The following is a 24264-nucleotide window of genomic DNA, read 5'->3' on the forward strand; positions in this document are numbered from 1 at the left end:
CGGAGGCGAGCATTCCGCAGCGAAGAAAAATGCTCTACTGTTGGCCATGGCGTTCGTGGATATCCTGATCGAGATTGCGAACTGGGTGCGGACCGAGCTCATCAATCTCGCCAACCCCTGGACCTTCTACCAGCTCGCAATCATTGCGATCCTGTTCATTGTCGCGAAGCTCTCTTCGCAGGGACTGGAGAACCGGCTGGAGGCCCGCGCCCGGCGCATCAAGGGGCATCAGGGGCTTCTGCGCGTGATCATCGCGCTGATGCGGCGCACGGACTGGATTCTCTTCGTCATACTGCTTTTCATCGTGCTGACCGTGCTGCGCGCCAGCACCTGGCCAAGCCGCACCGTTCTGATCTCGCTGACGCTGTCGCTGTCGCTTGCCTGGCTGTTCACCTCGGTCGTCTCGCGCATCATCCGCAACCGCCTGCTTGCCCGGACCATCGGCTGGATCGCCTGGACCTACGCGGCCATCGTCATTCTGGGCGTCAATGACGAGGCCGCCGCCTTTCTCGACACGCTGGCCCTGCCGCTCGGCAAGACGCGACTGAGCGCGCTGGTGCTATTGAAGGCGGCGGTGCTTCTCACCGCCACCGTCTGGCTCGCCATCGTCATCGGCAATTACTTTGATGAGCGCGTCCAGCGCTCCGACGAACTCACGCCGTCGATCCGCGTCCTGCTCGGCAAGCTGGTCAAGATCGGGCTGGTGATCGCCGCCGGCGGCATCGCCCTTTCCTCCGTCGGCGTGGACCTGACGGCGCTCACCGTGTTTTCCGGCGCCATTGGCGTGGGCCTCGGCTTCGGTCTGCAAAAGGTCGTCTCCAACTTCATTTCGGGCATCATCATCCTGCTCGACAAATCCATCAAGCCGGGCGACACGATCACGCTCGGCGACACATTCGGCTGGATCCGCGAACTGAGGGCGCGTTTCGTCTCCGTCATCACCCGCGACGGGCGCGAATATCTGATCCCCAATGAGGACTTCATCACGCAGCAGGTCATCAACTGGTCGTTCAGCGACGAGATGGTGCGCCTCGACGTGCCGTTCGGCGTTTCCTACGAGGCCGATCCGCATCAGGTCTCCGCGCTTGCCATCGAGGCGGCGATCAGCGTGGGGCGCGTGGATGCCGACCGCCGGCCCGTCTGCTGGCTCACCGGTTTTGGCGATTCCTCACTCGACTTCGTTCTGCGGTTCTGGATCCGCGACCCGCAGCAGGGCCTGACCAATGTGCGCGGCAAGGTGCTGCTCGCGCTGTGGGACACGCTGAAGGAAAACGGCATCGAAATCCCCTATCCGCACCGCGAGGTGATCATGAAGCAGCCCCCGGCAGGCCAGGCGAGACCCGCCACCGGGGACTGAGCCTGAAAAGCAAAACGCCGGCGCGGGGCCGGCGTTTCGATGTTCATCCGTGATGCAAAGGGCGCGAAGATTACTCTCCGGCTTCCTTCTTCTTCGCTGCATCGTCCATCAGCTCGTACCACATCGCGTTCAGCACGGCGAAAGCCGCAGCGAGGGGAAGTCCGAGCAACCATGCGAAATACCACATGTCCTGATCTCCTTGTCTTTGTCGCGCGGCCCGCTCAGTAAGCGTGGCCCTTGCCTTCGCGAATTTCCTCTTCGTCGACCTTGCCCCACAGCACCTTGTAGACCCAGCTCGTATAGGCAACGATCAGCGGCACGAAGATGCCCGTCACCACCAGCATGATGAACAGGGTGAGGTGGCTGGACGAGGCGTCCCACACCGTCAGGCTCGCACCCGGTGCGATGGAGGACGGCAGGATGAAGGGAAACATCGACACGCCAACGGTGGAGATGATGCCCAGCACCGACAGCGCACTGGAAAGAAGCGTCGTCACCTCGCGCCGTGCGCGGAACAGGATCAGGGCGAGCGCTGCGCCGAGAAAGCCGAACGCGGGCGCGGCCATCATCCATGGATGCGCGGCATAATTGGCAAACCATGCGCCGCCTGCCTGCTCCACCGTTTTGGCGAGCGGGTTGGACGGACCGTCCGTGACGATGGCGCTGGTGATGCGGTATCCGTCGATGCCGGCCCACAGCCACAGCCCGCCGAGCGCGAACAGAACGATGGTCGCGACCGCAGCGATGCTGCCGAAGGCGCGGGCGCGTTCGGCAATCGGACCAGACGTCTTGACCATCAGCCAGGACGCGCCATGCATGACCAGCATCGAAACCGACAGAAGGCCGCAAAGAAGCGCAAACGGGTTGAGCAGCTCGAACAGCGTCGTGCCCTCATAGAAAATGCGCAGATCGTTTTCGAGCCGGAACGGCACGCCCTGCAGGACATTGCCCACGGCCACACCGAAGATCAGCGACGGCACGAAACCGCCGATGAACAGCGCCCAGTCCCAGGTCGCCCGCCAGGTCGGGTTTTCGCGCTTGGACCGGTACTTGAAGGCGACCGGACGCAGGATGAGCGCGAACAGGATGGCGAACATGGCGAGATAGAAGCCCGAGAAGGACACCGCATAGAGCGGCGGCCAGGCGGCGAAGATCGCGCCGCCGCCCAGGATCAGCCAGACCTGGTTGCCTTCCCAGACCGGGCCGACCGCATTGATGACAACACGGCGCTCCGTGTCCGTCTTGGCGACGAAGGGCAGAAGCGCCCCCGTTCCCAGGTCGAAACCATCAGTGACGGCGAAGCCGATCAGCAGCACGCCGAGCAGCAGCCACCAGATCACGCGCAGGGTTTCATAGTCGATAAGCGTGTGAAGGATCATGATCTTTACTCCGCCGGAACGAAGGCGCGGGGACCGAACGCGGCCTCCGGCTCATCATCGGGTTCGGGGCCCTTCCGGATGGCGCGCAGCATGAGCGTCATCTCGACAATGAAGAGCACGGTGTAGATTGCCGAGAAGCCGATGATCGTCATCAGCACCGTCGAAGCGCCAAGGTTCGACACGGCGGCGGCGGTGGGCAGGATGCCCTCGATGATCCACGGCTGACGGCCAAACTCCGCGACGATCCAGCCGCATTCGGCAGCGATCCACGGCAGCGGGATCGCGATCACCGCAAGGCGCAGCAGGAACGGATAGCGATCCAGCCTGTGACGTGCGGACAGGTAGAAGAACACGCCCATCAGCGCGATGAAGGAGAAGCCGAGCCCGACCATGATGCGGAAGGTCCAGAACAGCGTCGGCACGTTTGGAACCGTGTCGTTCGCCGCCTGTGCGATCTGTGCATCCGTGGCCTCGCGCGGATCGTCCACATAGGGCTTCAGGAGCAGCGCGTAGCCGAGGTTCCCGCCATTCTCCTCAAACGCCTCGCGGGCTTCATCCGGGATGGCGGCCGTGCTGCCTGCAGCGCGAATGTCCTGCAGCGCGTCATAGGCGATGATGCCCTGTCTGATGCGCTCCTCGGCATGCTCCACCAGTTCCACGATGCCGGGGATCTCGGTGGTGAGCGAGCGTGTCGCGATGATGCCCATCACCCATGGAATGTGAACGGCGTAATGCGTCTTGCGGGCCTCCTGATCGGGGAAGCCGAAAGCGGTGAAGGATGCCGGTGCGGGCTCCGTCTCCCACATGGCCTCAATGGCCGCGAGCTTCATCTTCTGATGCTCGCCTTCGAGATAGCCGCTCTCATCGCCCAGAACCACGACCGACAGCGCGGAGGCGAGACCGAACGAGGCCGCAACCGTCATCGAGCGCTTGGCCAGATCCCTGTGCCGGTCCTTGAGCAGGTACCAGGCGGACACGCCGAGCACAAAAACGGAAGCCGTGACATAGCCGGCGGAGACCGTGTGAACGAATTTCGCCTGCGCCACCGGGTTGGTGAGCACCGCGAAGAAGTCGGTTACTTCCATGCGCATGGTCTGCGGGTTGAAGGCAGAGCCGACCGGGTTCTGCATCCAGCCATTGGCGATGAGGATCCACAGCGCCGAGAAGTTTGAGCCGATGGCCACCGCCCAGGTGGCGGCCAGATGTCCTAGCCTTGAAAGCTTGTCCCAACCGAAGAAGAACAACCCGACAAAGGTCGCTTCCAGGAAGAAAGCCATCAGGCCCTCAATGGCAAGCGGCGCGCCGAAGATGTCGCCCACATAGTGGCTGTAATAGCTCCAGTTCATGCCGAACTGGAATTCCATCACGATACCGGTGGCGACGCCCAGCACGAAGTTGATACCGAAAAGCGTGCCCCAGAACTTTGTCATCTGCCGCCAGATGGTGCGGCCGGTCATCACGTAGACAGTCTCCATGATGGCGATCAGCACCGACAGCCCAAGCGTCAGCGGGACGAACAGAAAGTGATAGAGCGCGGTAATCGCAAACTGCAACCGCGAGAGATCAACGATGTTCAGTTCCATTGTTTCATCCGGCTTTCCGGCTCCTTTGGTCTTCGGGGGAAGCGCTCAATCCGGTCTCAGACCGTCGAGCAGACTTTCATAGTCGGCCGTGCCACGCCGCACATCGGCAACGATCCGGCCATTGTTCATGTGAAGGATGCGATCCGCCCCTTCTGCTTCGCGTCGTATATGCGTCGATACCATCAGGGTCTTGCCCGAGGCATAATTGGCGACCCGCGCGATCACGTCGTTTGCTGTCTCACGATCAAGCCCTTCTGTCGGCTCATCAAGGAGCCAGACCGGCGCATCGCGCAGCACCAGCCGCGCCATGGCAAGCCGGCGCGCCTGACCGGAAGAGAAGCCCGCACCGCCTTCACCAAGCCACGTGTCGAGCCCGGCAGGAAGCGTCGCGAAATGGCGTGAAAGACCCGCAGCCCCCAGCACCGCCAGCATGGCGTCGTCATCCGCAGCCGGATTGGCGAGCGCGAGATTGCCGCGCAGCGTGTCGTGAAAGAGTTCCGTGCGCTGGGTGAACAGCGTGGCCGGCAGGCTGGCCACATCGCCCTGATCGGCTGCCAGCTCGCCGGCGATCACCGAAAGAAGGGAGGACTTGCCTGCCCCGCTCTGCCCCACCAGCGCGATGCGCTCGCCACGTTCGATGCGCAGCGATACATCCGCAAGCGCAACCTCCGCAGCGCCCGGATGGCGTGCGGTCACGCCTTCCAGACGAATGGCAATGCCGGCATCCTGCGGGATTTTATTTGCCGGCGCACTTTCTTCGCCATTGAGGCGCGGGCCGACACGGCGCACGGCCATCAACGTTCGGCCAAGTTCCACTGCGCCACGCCGCAGGGCCGCGAAGGGCTCGGTTGCCGTCAGCGCGACCAGAAGCGCCAGCGCTGCGACCGGCGCGCCGATCTGGCCGGCCTCGGCCAGCGTCGCGACGACGAGAAGGACTGCCGCCAGCAAGACGGCCCCGGCCACGCCGAGCGCGACACTGACGCCGGTTTCCGTGCGGTTCATGCCGTCGTCGGCATCGGCAAGCCGTGCATCCGCTTCGGCAATGGACATGCTCTGGGCGTCGAGGCGGCCTGCCATGACAAGCTCGCCCTGACCGCGCACGAGATCAATGCTGCGCGCGCGCAGAACCTCGAGCGCATGGGCCCGCCGGCGCGCCGGGCGTTCCGCATGACGCGCGGCAAAAGCCGGCACACCAAGCCCGACCGCCAGAAGGAACAGCGCCACGCCGAGGCCGAGGCGAACATCGATGAAGCCGAGCGCAAGCCCCGCGACAAGCGCAGCGCCGGCGGCGGAAAACAGCGGCACCATCACCCTAAGATAGAGCGAGTCCAGTGCGTCGATATCGATGGTCAGCCGGAACAGCAGACGCGCGGGACGCGCCATCATGGCGCGGGCGGCACCCGCAACGGCCCAGCCGCGAAACAGTCTCTCGCGCAGTTCGGCAAGCACTTCCAGCGTCGCGTCATGGGTGACGATCCGCTCGCCATAACGCGATGCGGTGCGTGCGAGTGCGAGAAAGCGAATGCCGGCGGAGGGCGCGAAAACGTCAAAGGCGAGCGCCGTCGCCACGGAAAGCCCGGCAATGGCTGTGGCGGCGATGAACCAGCCCGACAGGCCGAGAAGCGCGATGCCGCACAGAACCGTGGCGAGCGACAGCAGCGCGCCGGCGAGAAGCTTGTTGCGGTTGCCCGCCCAGAAAAGCGCGGCCACCGCGCGAAGATTGCGGCTGCGGATCATAACGCGCCTCCGGCAGTCTGCGGCGTCTGCAGCGTGATCACGCGATCCATGCGGCTCGCCAGCACCGGATCGTGCGTGGCGACCACCAGCGTCTTGCCCGCGCTGATGCGCAGAAGGCTGCCGGCAATCTCCTGCGCCGTTTCCCGGTCGAGATGCGCTGTCGGTTCGTCGGCGAGCACGAGGCCGGTCTCGGGCGTTGCCGACGCGCGCGCCAGCGCGAGCCGCAGCGCTTCACCGCCCGACAGGCCGAAACCGCCTTCGCCGATCATGGCCGGACCACGCGCAGCGGCAAGCCGCGACAGGCTGACCGCCTCAAGCGCATGGGAAACCTGCTTCGGTCCCACGCCTTCGCGGCCCAGTCCGACATTGCTGGAGATCGTGCCGGGGAAAATGTGCGGATCCTGCCCGATCCAGGCGATTGCCCTACGCAGATCTGCCGCACCGGCATCGTCCAGTGTGCGTCCATCAATGCGGATCGTCCCGCCATCTGGCGCAACCAGGCCCGCAATAAGGGCGAGGAGCGTCGACTTGCCCTCGCCGCTTGGAGCCATCAGCGCGACCCGTTCGCCGGGCTGGATATGGAGATCGAAACCGGAGAAGACCGGCGCGCCTTCAGCCGTGTGACTGAAGCGCAGATCCTCGACCGAAAGCGAGAGCGCACCCGACTGCCCCTCCCGCAAAGATGTCGGCGTGGCGGACGCGCCCACCAGATGCCGGCCCGACTGCGCCAGTTTTTCCAGCGCCTCGAACGCGGCCTGCCCGGACGCCCGGTCATGCCAGACAGCGGAGAGATCGCGCAGCGGCTCGAAGAAGGACGGGGCCAGAAGCAGGATGAAGAGCCCTTCGGCCAGGGTCAGCTTGCCGCCCCATGCGCCGAATTTCAGTTCGCCCAGCAGGTGGAACCCCACATAGACGGCGACCATTGCCACACCGAGCGCGGCAAAGAGTTCCAGCACCGCAGACGACAGGAAGGCAATGCGCAGCACCGCCATGGTGCGGCGGCGCAGATCTTCAGCGCTGGCGCGCAGCCGGTTGGCGGTGCGGTCCACGGCGTCGAAACTGCGGATGGTGGTCAGGCCGCGCAGCCGGTCCATCAGGAACGCGTTCATGCTGCCCATCTCGGCAAGCTGTTCCTCGCTCGCCTGCTTGGCGCGCCAGCCGACCAGCGCCATGAAGATGGGAATAAGCGGAGCGGCGAGCAAAAGCACCAGCCCGGCGACCCAGGAGTAAACGAACACGCAGGCGAGAATGGCAAGCGGCACGATTGCCGCCTTCTGACGCGCCGGGCGAAAACGCGCCACATAGGGAACGATGGCTTCCGCCTGCTCCGCAAGCGTGCTGGCGGCCAGGCCCGACGAGGGCCGCGTCGTATCGAGCGGCGAGGTTTCGCAAAGCGCCGCCACCGCCTGAACGCGCAATGCGCTCAGCTGGCTGCGCGCCTGCCGGAAGGCCAGACGACTGCCAGCGCCATCGGCCACCGACCGGGCCACACCGAGAACAAGAATGCCAAGGGCGGGAAGCCATGCCGCCGATGCGCCCTCACCCGCCGCAATGCCGCCAACCGCCATGGCCAGAAGCGCCGCCTGCGGGAGCCACAGGAGAGAAGCCGTCACCTGCAAAAGAACCGCCGCGCGGCTGACACCCTTTTCTGCCTGCGCGGCGTCGCCTTGCCGTCCTGCCGGATGCGCGCGCGAAACCGCGCGACCGGCTGCGGGCGCGGAGCGCTCTTCAAGGGCCGCGTCAACACTCGTCATGACGTCTTCGATCCCTTGCGCTTGCGGCCGAGCGAAACGATCCGGTCCTTGGTGTCGATCAGTTTCGTCACCTTGGAGCCGAGGTTCAGCAATGTTGCAAGCTGCTCCGTCTCGAGATGCTTCACATCGTCATACCATTTCGTCAGTTGCTCGATCAGCGTCTGCATTTCCGCCAGCTTGGCCTGTGCATGGCGCTCTTCCTCGCTGCCCGGCGACTGCATCAGAAGCTCGCGCAGCACCGAAAGCGTGGGATCGACTTCGCGCTTCTTGCGCTCCTCGGCGAGTGTGCGCAGAATCTGCCAGACATCGTCCGGCGTCGTGAAGTAATCGCGCCGGTCTCCTGGAATATGTTTCAGAAGAACGAGATTCCAAGCCTGAAGCTCGCGCAGGCTCATCGAGACATTCGAGCGCGAAATGGAAAGCGCGTCGACAATGTCATCCGCGCAGAGCGGCTTCGATGAAGCATAGAGCAGTGCATAGATCTGCCCGACCGTGCGGTTGATGCCCCAGCGGCTGCCCATTTCTCCAAAATGCAGCACGAAGGACTGCAAAAGTGGTGGGAGGTTCATGATGAACACACCTGACATTGATTTCAGTAATTTCTGAAATTTGTGTAGAACCCTGCCGTTCCGAACGCAAGCCTGCCGCACACGGTGCGCCGTTATGCAGCAGGGGCTGCGCCCATTGCCGTCACGCCTTCATAGCGCGCCGACATGTCGGCTGGACGTCAGCTTTTGACCGGAAAGGAAAACTCAGCGCTCTATGCGCGTCGGCACCCTGAACCGCGCCACGAGACGCAGGCCTAGAACGGACATGACGAAGAGCATCCAGACCGGGTCTGTGCGGCGGAAGAAGAAGCTCTCCAGAAACGCGTTGAACAGGCTGAACGTCACGATCATCATGAAGAGATCGGCGAGAAAGATGTTCTCGCGATAGGGCGGGGTGCGCGCAAAGTCGCGCAACGGCACGAAGAGAAAGGTGATGATGGCGGTGCAGAGCGCCAGAAGCCCCATGCCGAGCGCCATGTCGACATAGCCATTGTGCCCGTGAACCGTGCCGCGGATATCCCACGAACGGTCAAACGGGTGGTCGGAGGAAAACACGGTCTGCGTGAGCCAGAAGTTCTCGAACCCGTATCCGAACAATGGCTTCTTCGCGATCATGTCTCCCGCATAATCCCAGATGGGCGTGCGGCCGGTATAGGTGAGATCCGGCGCCAGCGTTGCCGCAAGATCCTTCACCGGCCCGATATAGACAATGCCGAGCGTGGCCACGGCCAGCGTTGTCACCGCCGCGATCACCAGAACCGGCACCAGCGAGCGCAGCCCGAAGAGACCGGGCAGCGCCACCAGCATGCCGGCCAGCGGCACCGTGGCCGTGGTGGTCTTGGAGCCGGTGTGGAAGACGAAGATCATCGCCAGAACGGTAATCGCCCCGCCAGACCAGCGCCAGCCGCGCCGCCACAGATAGAGCCCCGCAAAGGAGAGGCCGGCCATGACCGGGCCGGCAATGTTCTTGTGCGTGAAGACGCCGCGCCACAGGCCCGCATGCTGCGCTTCGACATCATAGGCCTGGTGAACCGCCACATCGCGCAGGGCGACGACGCCGAAATAGGAAAGCCCGAGGATCACGAAACCGGCGAAGACAAGCACGCGCGAAAACGCATCCGCATCGCGCGGCAGTGTCAGAATGGCCGCAACGGTCAGGATGCCGATGAGGGAAAACGCCACGGTGCGCATCGTGTCGGTGGGCACCGGCGTGTTGAGCGTGGCAATGGCGAGGAAGCCAAGCAGAAGAAGCCACCACGGGCTCAGGAGGGCAACCAGCACCCGTCGGTCAACGAGCATCAGCAGCGAGGCCAGCGCCACCGCGCCAAGCCCGCCAAAGCCAAGCTGATTGACGATGTCGCCGCCGCTGCCGCTCAGCTGCGGCCCCGATGGCTGGAACGGGCGGAAGGAAATCATCAGAATGGTGAGGAGTACCGCCGCGATGACCGTGGAGGGCTGCCCCGTCGCAACCATCCGTGTGATGAAGGAGGGCTTCTTCCAGCTAGCCTCCGCACGGTTTGCGCCTGCACCGTAATCATCCGCCCCGTAGGGCCCTGAATATGTGCTGCTCATGGCCTACCCGCGCCCGCTGCCGCGCGACCCCTGGGAGGTCACGGCTGCCAATCGGGAAAGTTCGGGGTTGCTCGCCATACCGGGATCAGAACCTGTTGCGCTTGCCTCATAAAGCGCGACGCCGCTTAAGGCTGCGTTAATTATGATCCACGCCGTTTGCGCCGATGGGCGGCGCGGCGGATGGCATCACCCACACCGTGCCCGTTTCGGGATGCCGCCCTATCGTCGCGTCGATCCGGTAGACCCGCTTCAGAAGCGCCGGTCTGAGCACCGCGTCCGGCGTGCCCGCTGCAACCAGCCTGCCATGATCCAGAACGCACAGCCGGTCGCAGAACATGGCCGCCAGATTGAGATCGTGCAGCGCGGCCACCACTGTGGTGCCAAGCCCGCGCATGAAACGCAGGAGCTGGAGTTGATGGTGAATGTCGAGATGGTTCGTCGGCTCATCAAGAACGAGCAGCCGTGGCTGCTGCACCAGCGCCCGCGCGACGAGCACGCGCTGCCGCTCGCCGCCCGACAGCGTGCGGAACGCGCGCTCCTGCATCGCCGTCAGCCCAAGCAATTCGAGCCCCGCCGCGATCAGCGCGTGATCATGCGCCGTGTCTGCCTCCAGAAGCCGCTTGTGCGCGGAGCGCCCCATGGCCACCACATCGCGCACGGTCAGCGGAAATTCCGCCGGCATGTCCTGCAGCACCGCGCCCACATTGCGCGCCACCCATTCGGTCGGCTGCCGCCAGGCATCCTCGCCATCGACGAAAACCGAGCCGGACGACGGCCGGTTGATGCGATAGATTGTGCGCAGAAGGCTCGATTTTCCGGCGCCGTTCGGCCCCAGAAGACCGACCATCTCGCCCTTGCCCACGCTGATCGACACATCATCGACCAGCACCCTGTCGCCCGCGCGAAACGTGACCGAGCGCAGGTCGAGCGTTCCCGGTTCCATGCTCATCGCGCACCGCCAAGCGCGCGCGCATCGCGCCGCAGCAGCCAGATGAAGAACGGCCCGCCCACCAGCGCGGTGACGATGCCCACCGGCAGCTCCAGCGGCGCGATGACCGTGCGCGCCACAAGGTCCGCGCCAATGGTGAAACTCGCCCCCAGAAGCGCCACCGCCGGCAATGCGCGGCGATGATCCGCACCGACAAGAAAGCGCACGATATGTGGCATGATGAGCCCGACAAAGCCGATCACACCGGACACCGCCACGGTGATGCCGGTGAGCGCTGCCGCCAGCACGAACATGCTCTGGCGAAAGCGCTGCACATTGAGGCCGAGCGCCACGGCGCTTTCGTCTCCGGCCATCAGCAGGTTCAGCCGGCGCGCCTGCACCAGCATCACGCCAAGCCCGAGCGCAAGGGCGGCAAGCGGTATGGGAATGAGCTTCCATTGCGCCGTACCGAAACCGCCCAGCGTCCAGAACAGGACGCGGGAAGCAAGCTGCGGGTCCGGCGATGTCAGCACGATCAGGCTCGTCAGCGCGCTCAGAATGGCGCTCATCGCCACGCCCGCGAGCACAAGCCGCGTCGGGGTCATCTGGCCGCCGGTGCGCGCCACCCAGAACACGACAAACAGCGTGACGAGCCCGCCCAGAAAGGCCGAAATATGCAGCGTGAACGCGCCAAATCCCAGAAGCCCCCAGCGCATCACCACCACCGCGCCGGTGGCAGCACCGGACGAAACGCCCAGAATGCCCGGCCCCGCCAGCGGGTTGCGAACGATGGACTGGATCGTCATGCCCGTCACGCCAAGGCTCGCCCCGACAAGAGCCGCAAGGAAAACGCGCGGCATGCGCGTCTGAACGACGATGGTTTCGTAAGCCGTGCGCCAGTCCGGTTCGACAAGCCCGTCGCCGAGCACGAGATTGGCGAGAATGGCAAGCGCCGTGCCGCCGGGGATATGCACCGAGCCAAGCATCAACCCGGCAAGAGAGACGCCGAGAAGCACCACAACCATCAGGACGATGACCAGCGCATAGCCGGTAACGCCACGCCGCGACGCCCCACCCTCAAGACCATGCTGCACGGCCCCGCCCCGCGCGGGCGGCGCGGACTGGAGGATGGCGATCAGCGCTTCATGGCTGTTCGCCTTTTCCTTTCTGGAGGCCGGTGCATGCATCGTTAGAAACCGTATCTAAGCCGGCTACTTTTCGATCCGGTCGGGATGGAATGCCCGTGCGAGCTTTTCCACCGCATCGATGGAGCTCGGCCCCGGCTGTCCCCAGACGGAATCGATGGTGACGAATTTCTCACCCGAAATGCCGGGCACATTCTCCACCGTCGGGTTGGCCTTCAGGATCTCGATGCGCGCCTGCCCCAGCTCACCGGCCGGATCGCCGACCACCTGGCCACCGGCCGTGCCTGAATAATAGACAACGATGTATTCAGGCGCGCGTTCGGCGATCTGCTCCCAGGAGACCTGGCCATAGCGGTTTGCCACATCGCCAAAAATGTTCGCCCCGCCGGCCCGCTCGACCACATGCGAAAGCATGGTGTTTCCGAGCACGGCGCGCGGTGCGGATTCGCCGCCATTGAAGATGAACACCGGCATGGCCTCGACGCCATCGAGCTTTGCTTCCACTTCGGCAAGGCGCTCCTCGATGTCGGCGATCAAAGCCTCGCCGCGCTCGCGCACGCCGAAGATTGCCGACATGGAGCGGATTTCCGCATAAAGCTCGTCGAAACCGAACTTGCCGAGATTGCAGCCCTCGGTATTCAAGCGGGTTTTCATGCCCAGATCGTGAAGCTGATCGCGCGTGTGGCGGCTTTCGCTGAACCCGTCCGGATAACCGGCATAGACGAAATCGGCCTCCGCCTCGATGAGCTGTTCGGTGGTGGCGACCAGCGGCGAAAGCACGGGGACCGTGTTGTACGTCGCCTCGTATTGGGGGCTGATCTTGAGGTTTGCCATATAGGAGGTGCCGGCCATGCGGTCTTCCAGACCGAGCGCCAGCATCATCTCCGTGGCATTGTTGCTCAGTGTCACCGCCCGTTCCGGCGGCGCCTCATAGGTGGTGGTGTAGCCGCAATTCTCATCCGTGTAGGGAAAGCCTGCCTCATTGGCAAAGGCGGGCACAGACACCAGAACCAAACCTGCGACCGCAAGCCCGCGCAGACCGATTAATCGCGACATCAATTCACTCCTTCTATGGCCGGCATGCCGCCGGCGCTTTCAACTTGGGATAGGGATCGGTCTGGCTGGCCGAGCGCTGGCATGACCTCCGCTGCAAACAGTTCCATGCCGGCGAGCGCCACATCGTTGGCAATCAGGCCGTTGGCGCTGAACAGGCAGCGAATGCTGTTCGCGCCGGTCCCCGCCGAGAGCGCGCGCAATTGTGCAAGGCAATCCTCAGGCGTTCCCGCGATGGTGAAATCCGCCAGCATGGCGGCGCGATCACGCAGCGCAGGCGGCTGCATTCCACGCTCCAGCGCCCGTGCCGCGCGCCGTGCATTGAGCTTTTCCAGAAGCGCATCGACCCGCTCCATGGCCTCCGCCCGGGTCGGCGCGATCATCACGTAACGCGACAGCGATGAAGCAACGAGCGGCGCGCGCGATCCACCATGGCGATCAAGTGCTGCATGAAACACGGGCAATTGCCGCGCTTCATTGGGTTCGAGGCTCAGGAGAAGCGGAAAACCGTTCCTGGCGGCGATGTCGACCGTCTCTTCCGAGACGCCGGCGACATAGATCGGCGGATGCGGCTTTTGCACCGGCGGCGGCCCGACGGAGACGTTGGAAAAACGCCACGGCCCGCCATCCGCCGAACAATGTGGTTTCGTCCAGGCGTCGATCATGATCCTCAGCGCTTCGGCAAACCGCCTTGATGCGTCATCGCGCGAAATCTCGAGCGCGGTGAATGTGCCGGGCTCGGTGCCGCGCCCGATCCCCACATCCACGCGCCCGCCGCTCTGAAAATCGAGCTGCGCGATCTGCTCGGCAAGCAGCAGCGGATGATAGAGCGGCAAAACGAGGATCGACGTGCCGAACCGCAGCCTCTCCGTCCGCGCCAGAACCTCCGCGCCAAGCAGAAGCGTGGACGGATAGGGCAGCGTTTCGCGACCGAAATGAAATTCGTTGAACCAGATGCCGCCGAAACCAAGCGCGTCCGCCCGTTCGACAAGACGCATCAGCGCCCGGTGGTCGCCAAGCGCGCCTTCACGGGCAAAGCCTGCCAGATCAACGCGCATGGCGCGACCCGCCCGAATGCGGCGCACCACATTGGAACAATCGGCTCAGTTCGGCCTGCGCCAAAGGAAATCGGGAAACGGATCGGAGACGTGACGTCCCGATAGACGGACTCGTTGCCGGCAAAGCGCCTGCATGCATTCTGGGCCTCCTGCCGGCGCACCTCGTCCGGCGTTCATGGTCTATGCATGAGGCAGGTCTCCTGACTCGCGGCTCGAACGTTCGGTCCGCCTTCCCGGCTTTCGCCAGTGGCATTGGAAAGAACTTGCCGCTTACAGTTGCGAGGGCAGTCCCGGAATTGGTCTGTCTGGCAGACCGCACCGGGTTCCCTTTTCATCCGCGAAAGGCGGAACCGCATGCGGCGGCGACCCTATCCGCGAAGGAACCGCGACGCAACCGCGAATGGCGTTTGCGCGAAAGAACGGCTCCCAGACAAAAAGACACCCGCCGGATAGGCGGGTGCAAGTTGGGAAACACAACAATGTTGTGGGGAGAAATTTCGAGGATCGGGCCGAAAAGCGGAAACCGGTTTTCGGCCCGATCCTCTATCAAGTGTTTCGATCGTCCTTTGTGCATCCGAACGAACGCGCGGCGATCTAACGCCTCCAGCGCACGAAATAGCGCTCGAGCAGTGTCACGAAACCGAACACCGAGAGACCCATCAGGCTGAGCAGAAGGATCTGCGCGAAAACACGGCCAACGCGCAGCTGACTTGCCGCGACACGGACCAGCTCGCCCAGGCCCTCGCCGCCGCCCATATACTCGCCGACGACAACGCCGATCACGCTCCACACTGCCGCCAGCTTGAGACCGGCGAAGATGTAGGGCGTCGCATAGGGCATCTGCAGCTTGATGAGCGTCTGCCAGCGGTTCGCCTCAAGAGATTTGAACAGCATCGACATGTTGCTGTCGGTTGCCGCCAGGCCCGCCGCCGTGTTGATCGTCACGGGAAAGAACGAGATGAACGCGGCCATCATGATCTTCGACTCGATGCCGAAGCCGAACCACGCCACGAACAACGGCGCGAAGGCCACCTTCGGCATCGTGTTGATCGCCACCACATAGGGCATGATAGCCTTGCGCCCCAGCGTGGTCGCGCCGATGATCATGCCGAGCGTGAGACCGATGGCCGAAGCCAACAGGAAGCCGAAGACAACCTCGACCAGCGTGATCCATGTGGCATGGGCCACATAACCGCCGGTGAACAGATTGTTGAGCGTGAAGATGAGGTCCTGCAGAACCTGATAGGGCCCCGGCAGAACCAGCTGCGAGATGCCGCTATAGGTGACGGCCATGTGCCACACCGTGACAACGGCCGCACCGAACAGCAGCACGAGCAGCCATTGCGGCGTGCGCTCGATCAGCGTCTTGCGTTCATTTTCGGCAAGCGCGATCAGCACCTCGGGATCGACAGTTTCCTTGTCAGTCATGGCTGGCCCCCTCTCCGCTTCCGAACAACAGGTCGTGAATTTCGCGGACATATTCGTTGAAGCGGTTGCCGGTAATCATGTCGGGCGTACGCGGACGCGGCAGATCGATGTCGATGCGCTTGACGATCCGGCCCGGTCGCGGCGACATCACGAAGACGGAATCCGCCAGGAAGATCGCTTCCTGGATGGAGTGCGTAACGATGATGGCCGTGGCCTCGCGCGAACGACAGATCCGCTCGAACTCCACATTCATCTGCTCGCGCGTAAATTCATCCAGCGCGCCGAACGGTTCGTCCAGGAGCAGGATTTCCGGCTGGGTCACCAGCATCCGGCAAATGGCCGCGCGCTGCGCCATGCCGCCGGAAAGCTCTGCCGGCACTGCATTGGCAAACTCGGCAAGTCCCGCCATCTCGAGAAGTTGCGTTGCGCGTTCGCGTGCAGCATTCGCGGCATTCCGCCCCTCGCGGATTTCGATGGGCAGCAGCACGTTTTCCATCACGCTGCGCCACGGCAGAAGCGTGGGCTGCTGGAACATGATGCCGATATGCTCATTCGGCCCGGTCAGAGCCTCGCCTCTGAGCGTGATTTCTCCGCCCGTCGGCGGGATCAGGCCGGCAATCATCTTCAGAACAGTCGACTTGCCACACCCACTCGCACCGACGAGAGAGGCCATTTGGCCCCTCTCCAGCTCAAACGACACATCCTTGGCGGCATGGATGATGTCGGCTTGGCCTGATCGTGCGCGGCGGTAATGCTTGTTTACATTATCAAGACGAAGGATCGCGTCCCCGTCCGACCGCACATCATGCATCACTTGGCCTCCAGGTTTTCGACGAACTCATTGGTGTAGACGACCGACAGATCCTCGATCGCTGCATCAAGTTCGCCCGTGTCGAGCAGGCTCTTGTGCCATGCATTCCAGCCGCTCTCCGGCAGGTAGCCGAGCGTGTTGCCGCCGATGGGCGCATACTGCTGGTTCACGGTCTCGAGAAGAGCACGCGCATATTCACGGCGTTCCACTTCCTGCGGATTGTAGGTCTCGCCGTCTTCGAGAACGCCTTCCGGGTTCTCCATGCCCCATTTGGTTGCCTTGTGGATCGCCTTAGCGAAGCCGGCCACCATCTCCGGGTTGTCACGGTAGATCTCACCGCGAACAGCCAGACCGTTGCCGAACAGGTCGAGGCCCTCAGGCGTGAGGTCGATCACGTCCACGCCGCGGTCCTTGAGCACCGCGATACCGGTGAAGGATGCTGCAAAAGCGTGGATCGTGTCACGATCGAACGCCGTCACGGCCATGCCTTCCTGACCGATGGTCACGAACTTGTATTCGTCCGGCTCGACACCAACGGATGCAAGCGCGCTGCGGGCGAACGAAACCTCGGCGCCGTCGGCGGTGGACACGCCGATCTGCGTGCCACGCAGGCCTTCTGCGCTTTCGATGCCGTCATTGCGGTCACCGGCAAGCACGAACAGGCCGCGCGAGAACAGGTTGTAGAAGAATTTTACGTCAGCGCCGCGCGCAACGGCGTTCAGCACCGGGCCCGGTCCAGGTGCGCCGAATTCAGCGCGGCCAGCTTCCATGGCCTGAAGAACGGCACCCGATCCGTCCAGGCTCTTGATCGTGACCTCGAGGCCTTCTTCCTCGAAGAAACCGCGCTGCTGCGCAACGATCATCGGATACCAGGCCATCGCGGAAGAGCCCGGCAGAACCACCGTGACCTGCTTCAGCTCCTGGGCCATGGCGACCCCGCCGGTGATTGCGAGCGCGGCAGCCGCCACGCCCATGTGGCGCATCCAGCGCGATGCCTTCTGTGCCATTGTCTTGCAGTCGTTAAACATTCGGTCCTCCCTGTTTTGCCTACGACCAGTCAGATGCCGGGAGCACGGCTCCACGGCACTCGCCAAAGCCAATTGCCCGGAAACCCTCCCGTTCGCATCGGCCTTCGAGTACGATTTCATCTCCGTCCTGCAGAAAGCTGCGGCTCTCTCCATTGCCCAGATCCAGCGGCTCCGCGCCGCGGCGCGTCAGCTCGAGCATGCAACCCTGCGACCCCGGCTTTTCGCCGGAGATCGTGCCGCTGGCGATCATGTCGCCCGGCATCATCGGGCAGCCATTGGACATGTGGTGCGTGATCATCTGTCCGAAGGTCCAGTAGAGCCCCTCCGCATTGGCGCGCGTCACGGTGAGCGGTTGATCGCCGCGCTCCCGCATCGCCGCGCTCTCAAGACGCACCGTCAGATCGATGTTCAGAGCGCCGCCCTCGGCCTCGTCCTGATCGGCGAGGTAGTCGAGCAGCGCCGGATCGTCCGCCAGCCTCTCGCGCGCCGCCACCCGGAAAGGAGCCAGCGCTTCCATCGTCACCACCCAGGGCGAGATGGTCGTTAAAAAGCTCTTGGAAAGGAACGGACCAAGCGGCTGGTACTCCCACGCCTGAATGTCGCGCGCGCTCCAGTCATTGACGAGGCACACGCCAAACAGCCGTTCCCGCGCTTCCGGCAGACGGTGCACGCCGCTGTCGTTTCTGCCGCCGCCGATGAACGCGCCCAGTTCCAGCTCGTAATCGAGCATGCGGCTCGGCGCGAAAACGATGTCGCCATCCACCCGGATCTGACCATTGGGACGACGCACCTCTGCACCCGACACACCAATGGAGGACGCGCGCCCGTGATAGCCAACCGGCAGGCTCTTGAAATTCGGAAGCAGCGGATTGTCCGGCCGGAACAGCTTGCCGACATTGGTGGCGTGCTCGACCGAGCAGTAGAAATCCGTGTAGTCGCCGATCCTGGCCGGCATGCGCATCTGCAGGGTTTCAATCGGCAGAAGGGACCCCTCGATGCTCGACTGCATCTCGGAGCCGGCACGCAGGGCGCGGTGCAGCCAAAGACGCAGCGCACGCCATTCCGCCGGCGAGCGCGCCATCAGCGCGTTCAGATCGTCACGACACAAAATGCCGCGCGCATCCGCGCCGAAGATTTCATCGAGAAGCCCCGCTGCGGCGCAGGCCGACAGATTGAGCGCCTGGTCGCCAATGGCAACGACAATCATCGCTTCTGCATCATTGCCTGCCGTGGCGACGCCATAGGGCAGGTTTTGCAGGCCGAACGCCGAGGTCTCCAGATTGGCGCTGGGAACCCAGCTTTCCGCGTTGGGATCATGCGTTTCGTCGAGCGTCCAGATTGTCATTGATTGTTATGCCGATGATTGGTTACAAAGTTTGCATACAAAAAAGCATCCAAAAACGAATACGTCAAGGGATGCAAACAAAGGTTTGAATGGAGCACGCTTTATGGAATATTGGTTGTGCTTCGGCGGTTCGGGCTCCTCAGGTTGATCAGGGAGCGATTTGAGCCACATGAATATCCTCAGGGAGCAGCATCAAATGAATGGAGCCTGGGTCATCGAAGGGCCTTTGCCGCGCGAGCGCATGATGCCGTCCGGTCAGACCGCACCTTCCTGGCTGCGCAAGCTTGAGGAGCGCGTCATTGCCGGCGATGATTTCTGGCAGATCGCCGGCGCGCTGCGTCAGGGCGAGGCTCAGCAGGCGGATACCGAAAAGGGTGGCGCCCAGGCCGTCCCCTTTGTCGAGCTCGTCTATGAGATGCTTCGCATCGCCATCCGCACCGGCGCGCTGTCCACCGGCACACCGTTGATCGAAGCGGAGATCGGCGAAGCGCTCGCCGTCAGCCGCACCCCGGTGCGCGAGGCGATGCAGCGCCTTTCCGCCGACGGGCTCCTCTCGCGCCGCAAGCGCGGCTGGGAAGTCCGCAAGCTGGACCTCGTTCAGATTCGCGAATCCTATGAAGTGCGCATGGCGCTCGAAGGTTTCGCCACGGCGCAGGCCGCCATTCGCGCAAGCGATGAAGAGATCGCCTCAATCGTGGCTTCAACGCGGGCGCGGTCCGAACTCGGCTTCGAAGACATATCGGATCGCCTGACCTCGAACCGCGAACTGCACGGGCTGATCTTTGCCGCCTCGGGCAATGAACGCCTGGTCGATTCGATCAGGAAGAACATGCAGTATTACTTCGCACATCGTTTTGCACAGTTCGTCTCACGCGAAGAAGCCGCTCTCTTTCAGAAGCAGCACGAACTGATTGCCGATGCGATTGCCGCGCGCGACCCGCGCGAGGCGGAGCTGCTTGCCCGGCAGCACGTGAAGTCGACCTATCTCGCCTTCGAGAAGTTCTACAAACTGCTCTAGGATCAGGGCTCTAGCAACCGGAAGCCGCCTTCAGCCCCCGGCGAAATTCACACCGCCGGGCTGCGGGGCGAAGCGGACGAGCCGACTGTCCGTAACGCCGGCCTGACGATGCGGCAGCGCTTCATGGTAGGCCGGGTCGCGCATCATCTGCGCAAACGCTCCGACCGATGGATATTCGGCAATGAAGCAGATGTCCCACGCCTCTGCCTGCGGGCCGATCAGCATCAGCTCGAAACCGCCCCGCCAGACGATGCGCCCGCCCAGCCGTTCCAGAACGGGCGCGCTGATCCGGCTGTATTCCGCATAGGCGTCCCGACCGCTTGCCACCCGGCCATCCGGATAATCCGCCCGCTCACGCAGCTTGATGAGATTGAGCATCTGGACCGGCCCCGGCCGTGCATCCGCCCGAAACGCCTCCCAGATCTCCTTGGTAAAACCGGTGTAACGCGTCATCTGCTTCACCTTCCCTGATAGACGGGCGTACGCCGTTCGATCCATGCGTCGAGCCCTTCATGCACATCTGCCGTCGCGCACATGCGGGCAAACTGTTCGCGCTCGATCAGAAGCCCCTCTTCAATCGTCGTGTTTATGCCCCGCGTCACGGCCGAGATGATCCGGGCGGCCGCCAGTGGCGAATGCTGCAGGATGCGCTCCGCCAGCTCAAACGCCGCAGGAAGCAGATCTTCCGCAGGCACCACCCTGTTCACCAGCCCCAGTTCATGGGCGCGCTGCGGCCCGAACGTATCTCCCGTCAGAAGAAGTTCCAGCGCGCGCTTTCGCCCCGCCAGTCGCGACAGGCGCTGCGTGCCGCCAAATGTCGGCGGAATGCCAATATTGATCTCCGGTTTCGCGAAAATCGCCTGCTCGGAGGCAACCGCCAGATGCACCGCTTCGGTGATCTCGCAGCCGCCTCCGAAGGCGATGCCATTGACCGCCGCGATCACCGGCTTGGGAAACGCCTCGAAGCGCGCCGTCATCTGCTGGCCGCGACGACAGAAGGCGCGCACCGCTTCTTCTGCGCCCTGCCTTATGCTCTCGGCGAATTCATGAATGTCTCCGCCAGCCGAAAACGCCCGATCCCCCGCCCCTGTCACCACCACGGCGCCGATTGCCTCATCCGCCTCAATCTCATCGAGCAGCGACAGCAGCCGATCATTGGTCGCGTAATTCAGAGCGTTCAGTTTCGACGGGCGGTTCAGCGTCAGAAGCGCGATACGCCCCTTCCTTTCGCAAAGCACGGTGTTCTGCATTTTCCTGCCTCTCCAGTTGAATTGACAGAAAGGCTAGGACCGGGCACGCTGCATGGAAACTCACTGGTTAGTATACATGGTTGCGGCATCCGATGGACACGAAACAGCACAAGCCCAAACCGGCCCGCGAACGGGTCGTCGATGCAGCAAGCAAGCTGTTCTATCGGGAAGGGATTCGCGCCGTCAGCGTCGATGCCGTTGCAGAGGAAGCGGGCGTAACCAAGAAGACCTTCTACTATCATTTCAGGAGCAAGGATGACCTCGTCGCCGAGTATCTCAGTTCCCGCGACCAGCCAAATCTCGATCTGTTCGAAAGCTGGTTCAGGAGTGCTGAAGGCGATGTGGCGGACCGGGTTGAGGCGATTTTCACGGGCGTCGCCCGATCCGCGCGCCATCCCGCATGGCGCGGCTGCGGCTTCCTGCGCACCGCAGCCGAGCTGGCCAATCTGCCGGGACACCCAGCCATGGTGATCGGCGCGAGCCACAAGAAGAAATTCGAGAACTGGCTTTCAGGCGAACTCGCCGAAAGCGGGATCGACAATCCTGCGGCGATCGCCCGCCAGATTGTGGTTCTGCTCGACGGCGTATTCTCAACGCTTCTGGTGCACCGCGACGCAGACTATGCAGAATCCGCCGGACAGGCCGCCAGAACGCTGATCCATTCGTCATACCCGACACAGAGCACGGCAGCCTGACCGAGGCCTCCCCCGCACAACGGGCTTTGGAAAACCCATGCCTTCTGAACGTGTCAAAGCACGGTGCCGGGCTGCCCCCGCTCGGCACATGCGCCGGCGACTGCCTCGAACGGCAGCAGGATCGATCCGAAACGGCTTGGAAACGCCCGCGCCGCCTCGAACATGGCGAGATCCCGCCAGGGTTCGGGAAAAGTGACCGCTTCTCCCGCCAGAAGGCGGCGCAGCAGACCGGCAATCTCGCCGACGCCGGCGCAGGTTTCTCCAGCGGCATGGCGCACGACAATGGCGGTAGACGCCATGCCGAGTGTGCAGGCGCGCGTGCGCCAGCCAAGCGCGCCAATCGCATCGCCCCGCCACTGCACATCAAGCGTTACGGTGCTGCCGCAGGTGCGGCTCGTCCGGGTGATTGAGGCATCCGCCGGGACAAGCCGCCTGTCATTGCGAACCCCGGCGGCCAGATCCCGCAGGCCGCGCTGATAGAGCGCGGCCAGGTCCGCATCGGCGCTCATTCGACGCCGTCATCCTTCATCTGCCGGCCGAGAACCGACAGAAAGGTCAGCGCAAAATAAAGCCCGCGCCGCACATCCTCATTGCCGGCCACGCGCAGCAGGCCGAGAAGGGATGGCACCTGGGCCTGTGCGGTCTGTGTCGCGGCATAGCGCGCGGCATTGCCGACGTTCCACGCAGCGCCCACGCTTTCCTCATAGGCCTTCATCAGTTTCTGCACCATCGCGTCGTCGAACATGTCGACGCCGTCGGATGCAAGCGATGCGAGATCGACCAGATTGTGAAGACGGCGCCCCTGCAGGAGCGGTGCAAGCTTCTCGAGAAGCTCCGCGAGCCCGCGCTCGGTGGCTTCATCCATTGCGGCGAGCGCCTTCGGTGCTCCGGCAGCGGCTTCGGGCGTGTCCATGACTGTATCGTTCATTGTTTTCCTCCGGATGCCGATGTCAGATGATGCCGCGCGCGACGGACCAGTAGATCCCGCGATTGAAGGCCTTGCGGAGCAGTCCCCCGACCTTGGTCGGCGGGGTGGGATGCACGTCCTCGTCATAGTCGTACCAGAGCGGCATGCCGGCCTCGAGGCCCATCTGCGCCACGGCCTGAACCTTGCCGTCATAGGCATCGACCGTGCGGCCAAGCCGGATGTCGCCGGCGATGTTGTTGGCGATCACCGGGCACTGGTTGTGACAGGAACCGCCGGCCTTGGAGATCGGCAGATCGACCGTGTCACCCATGATGTAGGCGTTGGGGTGGCCTTCGAGCTGCAGCGTCTGGCGGTCGGTGGGCAGCCAGCCCTCATTGTTCGGAGCCTGCGAAATGCCGCTTTCCAGAACCGCATCGACCGCGCGGATCGGCGGCGTGCACATGAGAAGATCGAACGCCTCTTCACCGCCCTCTTCCGAGTGGGCGATCTTCTTGCCCGCGTCCACGGAGTCCAGCGTGAAGCCGCGCTGATACTTGATGCCCTTGGCTTCGAACACCGGCGGCAGCACCTCACACACCTCCTGCTGCAGGAACAGGCAGTTGCGCAGAAGCTGCGAAACGGTTGGATAGGTGTAGACGATTTCGCACTGCTCGCGCACGCCCTTGCGGCGCAGATATTCATCCACCATCAGCGTGGTTTCCATCGGCGCAATGCCGCACTGATGCGGCACGTTCGGCGTCTTCGGGAAGTTGACGGTGATGAAGATCCGCCCCTTCTCGAAATTCCGCAGCTTCTCGGCGAGCTGGCGCGCGGGGCCGTACTGATAGAAATAGTCGCCACCTTCCTTGAGGCCCGGAATGCGCTCCGGTGCGGGCAGGCAGCCAGTCGAAACGACGATGTAGTCGTAGCCAATCGTCTTTCCGCTCTGCGTCTTCACGGAGGAGCCCGCAAAGTCGAAATGCACCACCTTGTCCACCTCGAAGGTGATCTCGGGGCGCAGGAGCGTGCGCTGTTTGCGCCGTAACTCGCCCTCGAAAAACATGTCGAAGGCGACATACATGAAGGCCGGCTTGTAATAGTGCCACGGGGAATCGGACAGGAGCGTGACCTTGATTTCTCCCCGCGCGATTTCGGGATACATCTTGGCGACGATGCTGTTGGCCGTCATCGTGCCCCCGATGCCGCCTCCCACGATAAGTATATGTTTGGTCAACGCTAACCTCCCTGCTTTCACTTAGCTGGCGCAGATATCTTGATCCGTCGTCTCAGAGGATTAGCATGCAGGAGAAAGGCAGCGCCGGCGGATGTTTCCAGAATGGAAAGGTTCGATATGGCGGGGGAAACGCGCATGCAGGAAACGGAAATCCGCCAGGTCGTTCAGGCCCAGATCATCGAATGTCTCAACCGTTTCTATGCGATTGAGACTGGCATGTGGGGCGGTCCTTTGGATGCTTTGATTGTTCGTACGATCATCACGGGTAAGATTGAGGGTCGATTTTACGATCTATCTTCGCTTTCGATGACGTTGGGTCTTCCGCTTTCGACGACGCACCGGAAGATCCTTGAGCTTGAGGCTTCTGGATTTCTGGAGCGAGTGCGCAGCGGGCGTTCGACGCATCTTGTTCCGACACGCCGGAGCTGCGTTGA

At 63.2% G+C, this 24264-nt stretch carries 24 protein-coding genes and 1 riboswitch; of the genes, 4 read left to right on the forward strand and 20 right to left on the reverse strand.

The window, feature by feature from the left end; all coding sequences use genetic code 11:
* Positions 1–46: 46 nt before the first annotated feature.
* Complete coding sequence (locus JYP46_RS17145; protein WP_206544774.1) at positions 47–1357, forward strand: mechanosensitive ion channel family protein; 1311 nt, start codon at positions 47–49, stop codon at positions 1355–1357.
* Between the two features lie 70 nt (positions 1358–1427).
* Here the strand turns inward: JYP46_RS17145 and cydX are convergent, their stop codons facing one another.
* The 15 genes from cydX to fahA form a co-directional block, all read right to left on the reverse strand.
* Positions 1428–1544: a cytochrome bd-I oxidase subunit CydX gene (cydX, locus tag JYP46_RS17150; protein ID WP_113153809.1), complete on the reverse strand. Its 117-nt coding sequence runs from the start codon at positions 1542–1544 to the stop codon at positions 1428–1430.
* 34 nt (positions 1545–1578) lie between these two features.
* On the reverse strand, positions 1579–2736 hold the full coding sequence (gene cydB / locus JYP46_RS17155; protein WP_206548789.1) for a cytochrome d ubiquinol oxidase subunit II: 1158 nt from the start codon (positions 2734–2736) through the stop codon (positions 1579–1581).
* A 5-nt stretch (positions 2737–2741) separates the two neighbouring features.
* Positions 2742–4319 (reverse strand): cytochrome ubiquinol oxidase subunit I, encoded by a 1578-nt coding sequence (locus JYP46_RS17160; protein ID WP_206544355.1) that lies wholly within the window; start codon positions 4317–4319, stop codon positions 2742–2744.
* A gap of 45 nt (positions 4320–4364) precedes the next feature.
* Positions 4365–6056, reverse strand: a complete 1692-nt coding sequence (locus JYP46_RS17165) for an amino acid ABC transporter ATP-binding/permease protein (protein WP_206548790.1) — start codon at positions 6054–6056, stop codon at positions 4365–4367.
* Positions 6053–7810, reverse strand: a complete 1758-nt coding sequence (gene cydD, locus JYP46_RS17170; RefSeq protein ID WP_206548791.1) for a thiol reductant ABC exporter subunit CydD — start codon at positions 7808–7810, stop codon at positions 6053–6055. The genes JYP46_RS17165 and cydD overlap by 4 nt, the downstream gene beginning before the upstream one ends.
* Complete coding sequence (locus JYP46_RS17175) at positions 7807–8379, reverse strand: GbsR/MarR family transcriptional regulator (RefSeq protein WP_113156119.1); 573 nt, start codon at positions 8377–8379, stop codon at positions 7807–7809. The genes cydD and JYP46_RS17175 overlap by 4 nt, the downstream gene beginning before the upstream one ends.
* 183 nt (positions 8380–8562) lie before the next feature.
* Positions 8563–9930, reverse strand: a complete 1368-nt coding sequence (locus JYP46_RS17180) for an O-antigen ligase family protein (protein ID WP_222474207.1) — start codon at positions 9928–9930, stop codon at positions 8563–8565.
* A 136-nt stretch (positions 9931–10066) separates the two neighbouring features.
* Complete coding sequence (locus JYP46_RS17185) at positions 10067–10879, reverse strand: ABC transporter ATP-binding protein (protein ID WP_206548792.1); 813 nt, start codon at positions 10877–10879, stop codon at positions 10067–10069.
* Positions 10876–12045 (reverse strand): FecCD family ABC transporter permease, encoded by a 1170-nt coding sequence (locus tag JYP46_RS17190; RefSeq protein WP_206548793.1) that lies wholly within the window; start codon positions 12043–12045, stop codon positions 10876–10878. Before JYP46_RS17190 ends, JYP46_RS17185 begins: the two co-directional genes overlap by 4 nt.
* 24 nt (positions 12046–12069) lie before the next feature.
* Positions 12070–13059, reverse strand: a complete 990-nt coding sequence (locus JYP46_RS17195; protein WP_206548794.1) for an ABC transporter substrate-binding protein — start codon at positions 13057–13059, stop codon at positions 12070–12072.
* On the reverse strand, positions 13059–14114 hold the full coding sequence (locus tag JYP46_RS17200; protein WP_206548795.1) for an LLM class flavin-dependent oxidoreductase: 1056 nt from the start codon (positions 14112–14114) through the stop codon (positions 13059–13061). Before JYP46_RS17200 ends, JYP46_RS17195 begins: the two co-directional genes overlap by 1 nt.
* A gap of 173 nt (positions 14115–14287) precedes the next feature.
* A riboswitch (cobalamin riboswitch) is annotated at positions 14288–14484 on the reverse strand.
* Positions 14485–14708: 224 nt separating this feature from the next.
* Positions 14709–15542, reverse strand: a complete 834-nt coding sequence (locus tag JYP46_RS17205; protein ID WP_206548796.1) for an ABC transporter permease — start codon at positions 15540–15542, stop codon at positions 14709–14711.
* Entirely contained in the window at positions 15535–16353 is an 819-nt protein-coding gene (locus JYP46_RS17210) for an ABC transporter ATP-binding protein (RefSeq protein WP_206548797.1), read from the reverse strand. Before JYP46_RS17210 ends, JYP46_RS17205 begins: the two co-directional genes overlap by 8 nt.
* Positions 16353–17381 carry an ABC transporter substrate-binding protein gene (locus tag JYP46_RS17215; RefSeq protein WP_206548798.1) on the reverse strand — a complete coding sequence of 343 codons (1029 nt, stop codon included), beginning with the start codon at positions 17379–17381 and terminating at the stop codon, positions 16353–16355. The genes JYP46_RS17210 and JYP46_RS17215 overlap by 1 nt, the downstream gene beginning before the upstream one ends.
* 19 nt (positions 17382–17400) lie before the next feature.
* The gene (gene fahA / locus JYP46_RS17220; RefSeq protein WP_206548799.1) at positions 17401–18726 is read right to left on the reverse strand and encodes a fumarylacetoacetase; all 1326 of its coding nucleotides are present in this window, start codon (positions 18724–18726) and stop codon (positions 17401–17403) included.
* Between the two features lie 196 nt (positions 18727–18922).
* Between fahA and JYP46_RS17225 the strand changes: the two genes are divergently transcribed.
* Complete coding sequence (locus JYP46_RS17225; protein ID WP_206548800.1) at positions 18923–19744, forward strand: GntR family transcriptional regulator; 822 nt, start codon at positions 18923–18925, stop codon at positions 19742–19744.
* A gap of 30 nt (positions 19745–19774) precedes the next feature.
* On the opposite strand, the gene JYP46_RS17230 is transcribed toward JYP46_RS17225, so the two are convergent.
* The gene (locus JYP46_RS17230) at positions 19775–20197 is read right to left on the reverse strand and encodes a DUF1330 domain-containing protein (RefSeq protein ID WP_206548801.1); all 423 of its coding nucleotides are present in this window, start codon (positions 20195–20197) and stop codon (positions 19775–19777) included.
* 5 nt (positions 20198–20202) lie between these two features.
* A complete protein-coding gene (locus tag JYP46_RS17235) occupies positions 20203–20994 on the reverse strand; it encodes a crotonase/enoyl-CoA hydratase family protein (protein WP_206544347.1) in 792 nt (263 codons plus the stop codon).
* A 92-nt stretch (positions 20995–21086) separates the two neighbouring features.
* Between JYP46_RS17235 and JYP46_RS17240 the strand changes: the two genes are divergently transcribed.
* Positions 21087–21689 carry a TetR/AcrR family transcriptional regulator gene (locus JYP46_RS17240; RefSeq protein WP_206548802.1) on the forward strand — a complete coding sequence of 201 codons (603 nt, stop codon included), beginning with the start codon at positions 21087–21089 and terminating at the stop codon, positions 21687–21689.
* Positions 21690–21742: 53 nt separating this feature from the next.
* On the opposite strand, the gene JYP46_RS17245 is transcribed toward JYP46_RS17240, so the two are convergent.
* From JYP46_RS17245 to JYP46_RS17255, 3 genes are read right to left on the reverse strand one after another with little or no spacing between them, the layout of a single operon-like run.
* Positions 21743–22198 (reverse strand): iron-sulfur cluster assembly scaffold protein, encoded by a 456-nt coding sequence (locus tag JYP46_RS17245; RefSeq protein WP_206544345.1) that lies wholly within the window; start codon positions 22196–22198, stop codon positions 21743–21745.
* Entirely contained in the window at positions 22195–22617 is a 423-nt protein-coding gene (locus tag JYP46_RS17250) for a DUF1641 domain-containing protein (protein ID WP_113153796.1), read from the reverse strand. Before JYP46_RS17250 ends, JYP46_RS17245 begins: the two co-directional genes overlap by 4 nt.
* Positions 22618–22639: 22 nt before the next feature.
* Positions 22640–23830 (reverse strand): NAD(P)/FAD-dependent oxidoreductase, encoded by a 1191-nt coding sequence (locus tag JYP46_RS17255; protein ID WP_113153795.1) that lies wholly within the window; start codon positions 23828–23830, stop codon positions 22640–22642.
* Positions 23831–23932: 102 nt separating this feature from the next.
* Here JYP46_RS17255 and JYP46_RS17260 point away from each other — a divergent pair.
* Positions 23933–24264, forward strand: a 332-nt coding sequence (locus JYP46_RS17260; RefSeq protein ID WP_206548803.1) for a helix-turn-helix domain-containing protein, incomplete at its 3' end; no start/stop codon positions are given.

The sequence above is a fragment of the Nitratireductor aquimarinus genome (assembly GCF_017255295.1).
Lineage (GTDB): Bacteria > Pseudomonadota > Alphaproteobacteria > Rhizobiales > Rhizobiaceae > Nitratireductor > Nitratireductor aquimarinus.

Coding starts and splice junctions, on each gene's coding strand:
- JYP46_RS17145 (WP_206544774.1), top strand. CDS start 47: ATGGCGTTCGTGGATATCCTGATCGAGATTGCGAACTGGGTGCGGACC.
- cydX (WP_113153809.1), bottom strand. CDS start 1,544: ATGTGGTATTTCGCATGGTTGCTCGGACTTCCCCTCGCTGCGGCTTTC.
- cydB (WP_206548789.1), bottom strand. CDS start 2,736: ATGATCCTTCACACGCTTATCGACTATGAAACCCTGCGCGTGATCTGG.
- JYP46_RS17160 (WP_206544355.1), bottom strand. CDS start 4,319: ATGGAACTGAACATCGTTGATCTCTCGCGGTTGCAGTTTGCGATTACC.
- JYP46_RS17165 (WP_206548790.1), bottom strand. CDS start 6,056: ATGATCCGCAGCCGCAATCTTCGCGCGGTGGCCGCGCTTTTCTGGGCG.
- cydD (WP_206548791.1), bottom strand. CDS start 7,810: ATGACGAGTGTTGACGCGGCCCTTGAAGAGCGCTCCGCGCCCGCAGCC.
- JYP46_RS17175 (WP_113156119.1), bottom strand. CDS start 8,379: ATGAACCTCCCACCACTTTTGCAGTCCTTCGTGCTGCATTTTGGAGAA.
- JYP46_RS17180 (WP_222474207.1), bottom strand. CDS start 9,930: ATGAGCAGCACATATTCAGGGCCCTACGGGGCGGATGATTACGGTGCA.
- JYP46_RS17185 (WP_206548792.1), bottom strand. CDS start 10,879: ATGAGCATGGAACCGGGAACGCTCGACCTGCGCTCGGTCACGTTTCGC.
- JYP46_RS17190 (WP_206548793.1), bottom strand. CDS start 12,045: ATGCATGCACCGGCCTCCAGAAAGGAAAAGGCGAACAGCCATGAAGCG.
- JYP46_RS17195 (WP_206548794.1), bottom strand. CDS start 13,059: ATGTCGCGATTAATCGGTCTGCGCGGGCTTGCGGTCGCAGGTTTGGTT.
- JYP46_RS17200 (WP_206548795.1), bottom strand. CDS start 14,114: ATGCGCGTTGATCTGGCAGGCTTTGCCCGTGAAGGCGCGCTTGGCGAC.
- JYP46_RS17205 (WP_206548796.1), bottom strand. CDS start 15,542: ATGACTGACAAGGAAACTGTCGATCCCGAGGTGCTGATCGCGCTTGCC.
- JYP46_RS17210 (WP_206548797.1), bottom strand. CDS start 16,353: ATGCATGATGTGCGGTCGGACGGGGACGCGATCCTTCGTCTTGATAAT.
- JYP46_RS17215 (WP_206548798.1), bottom strand. CDS start 17,381: ATGTTTAACGACTGCAAGACAATGGCACAGAAGGCATCGCGCTGGATG.
- fahA (WP_206548799.1), bottom strand. CDS start 18,726: ATGACAATCTGGACGCTCGACGAAACGCATGATCCCAACGCGGAAAGC.
- JYP46_RS17225 (WP_206548800.1), top strand. CDS start 18,923: ATGAATGGAGCCTGGGTCATCGAAGGGCCTTTGCCGCGCGAGCGCATG.
- JYP46_RS17230 (WP_206548801.1), bottom strand. CDS start 20,197: ATGACGCGTTACACCGGTTTTACCAAGGAGATCTGGGAGGCGTTTCGG.
- JYP46_RS17235 (WP_206544347.1), bottom strand. CDS start 20,994: ATGCAGAACACCGTGCTTTGCGAAAGGAAGGGGCGTATCGCGCTTCTG.
- JYP46_RS17240 (WP_206548802.1), top strand. CDS start 21,087: ATGGACACGAAACAGCACAAGCCCAAACCGGCCCGCGAACGGGTCGTC.
- JYP46_RS17245 (WP_206544345.1), bottom strand. CDS start 22,198: ATGAGCGCCGATGCGGACCTGGCCGCGCTCTATCAGCGCGGCCTGCGG.
- JYP46_RS17250 (WP_113153796.1), bottom strand. CDS start 22,617: ATGAACGATACAGTCATGGACACGCCCGAAGCCGCTGCCGGAGCACCG.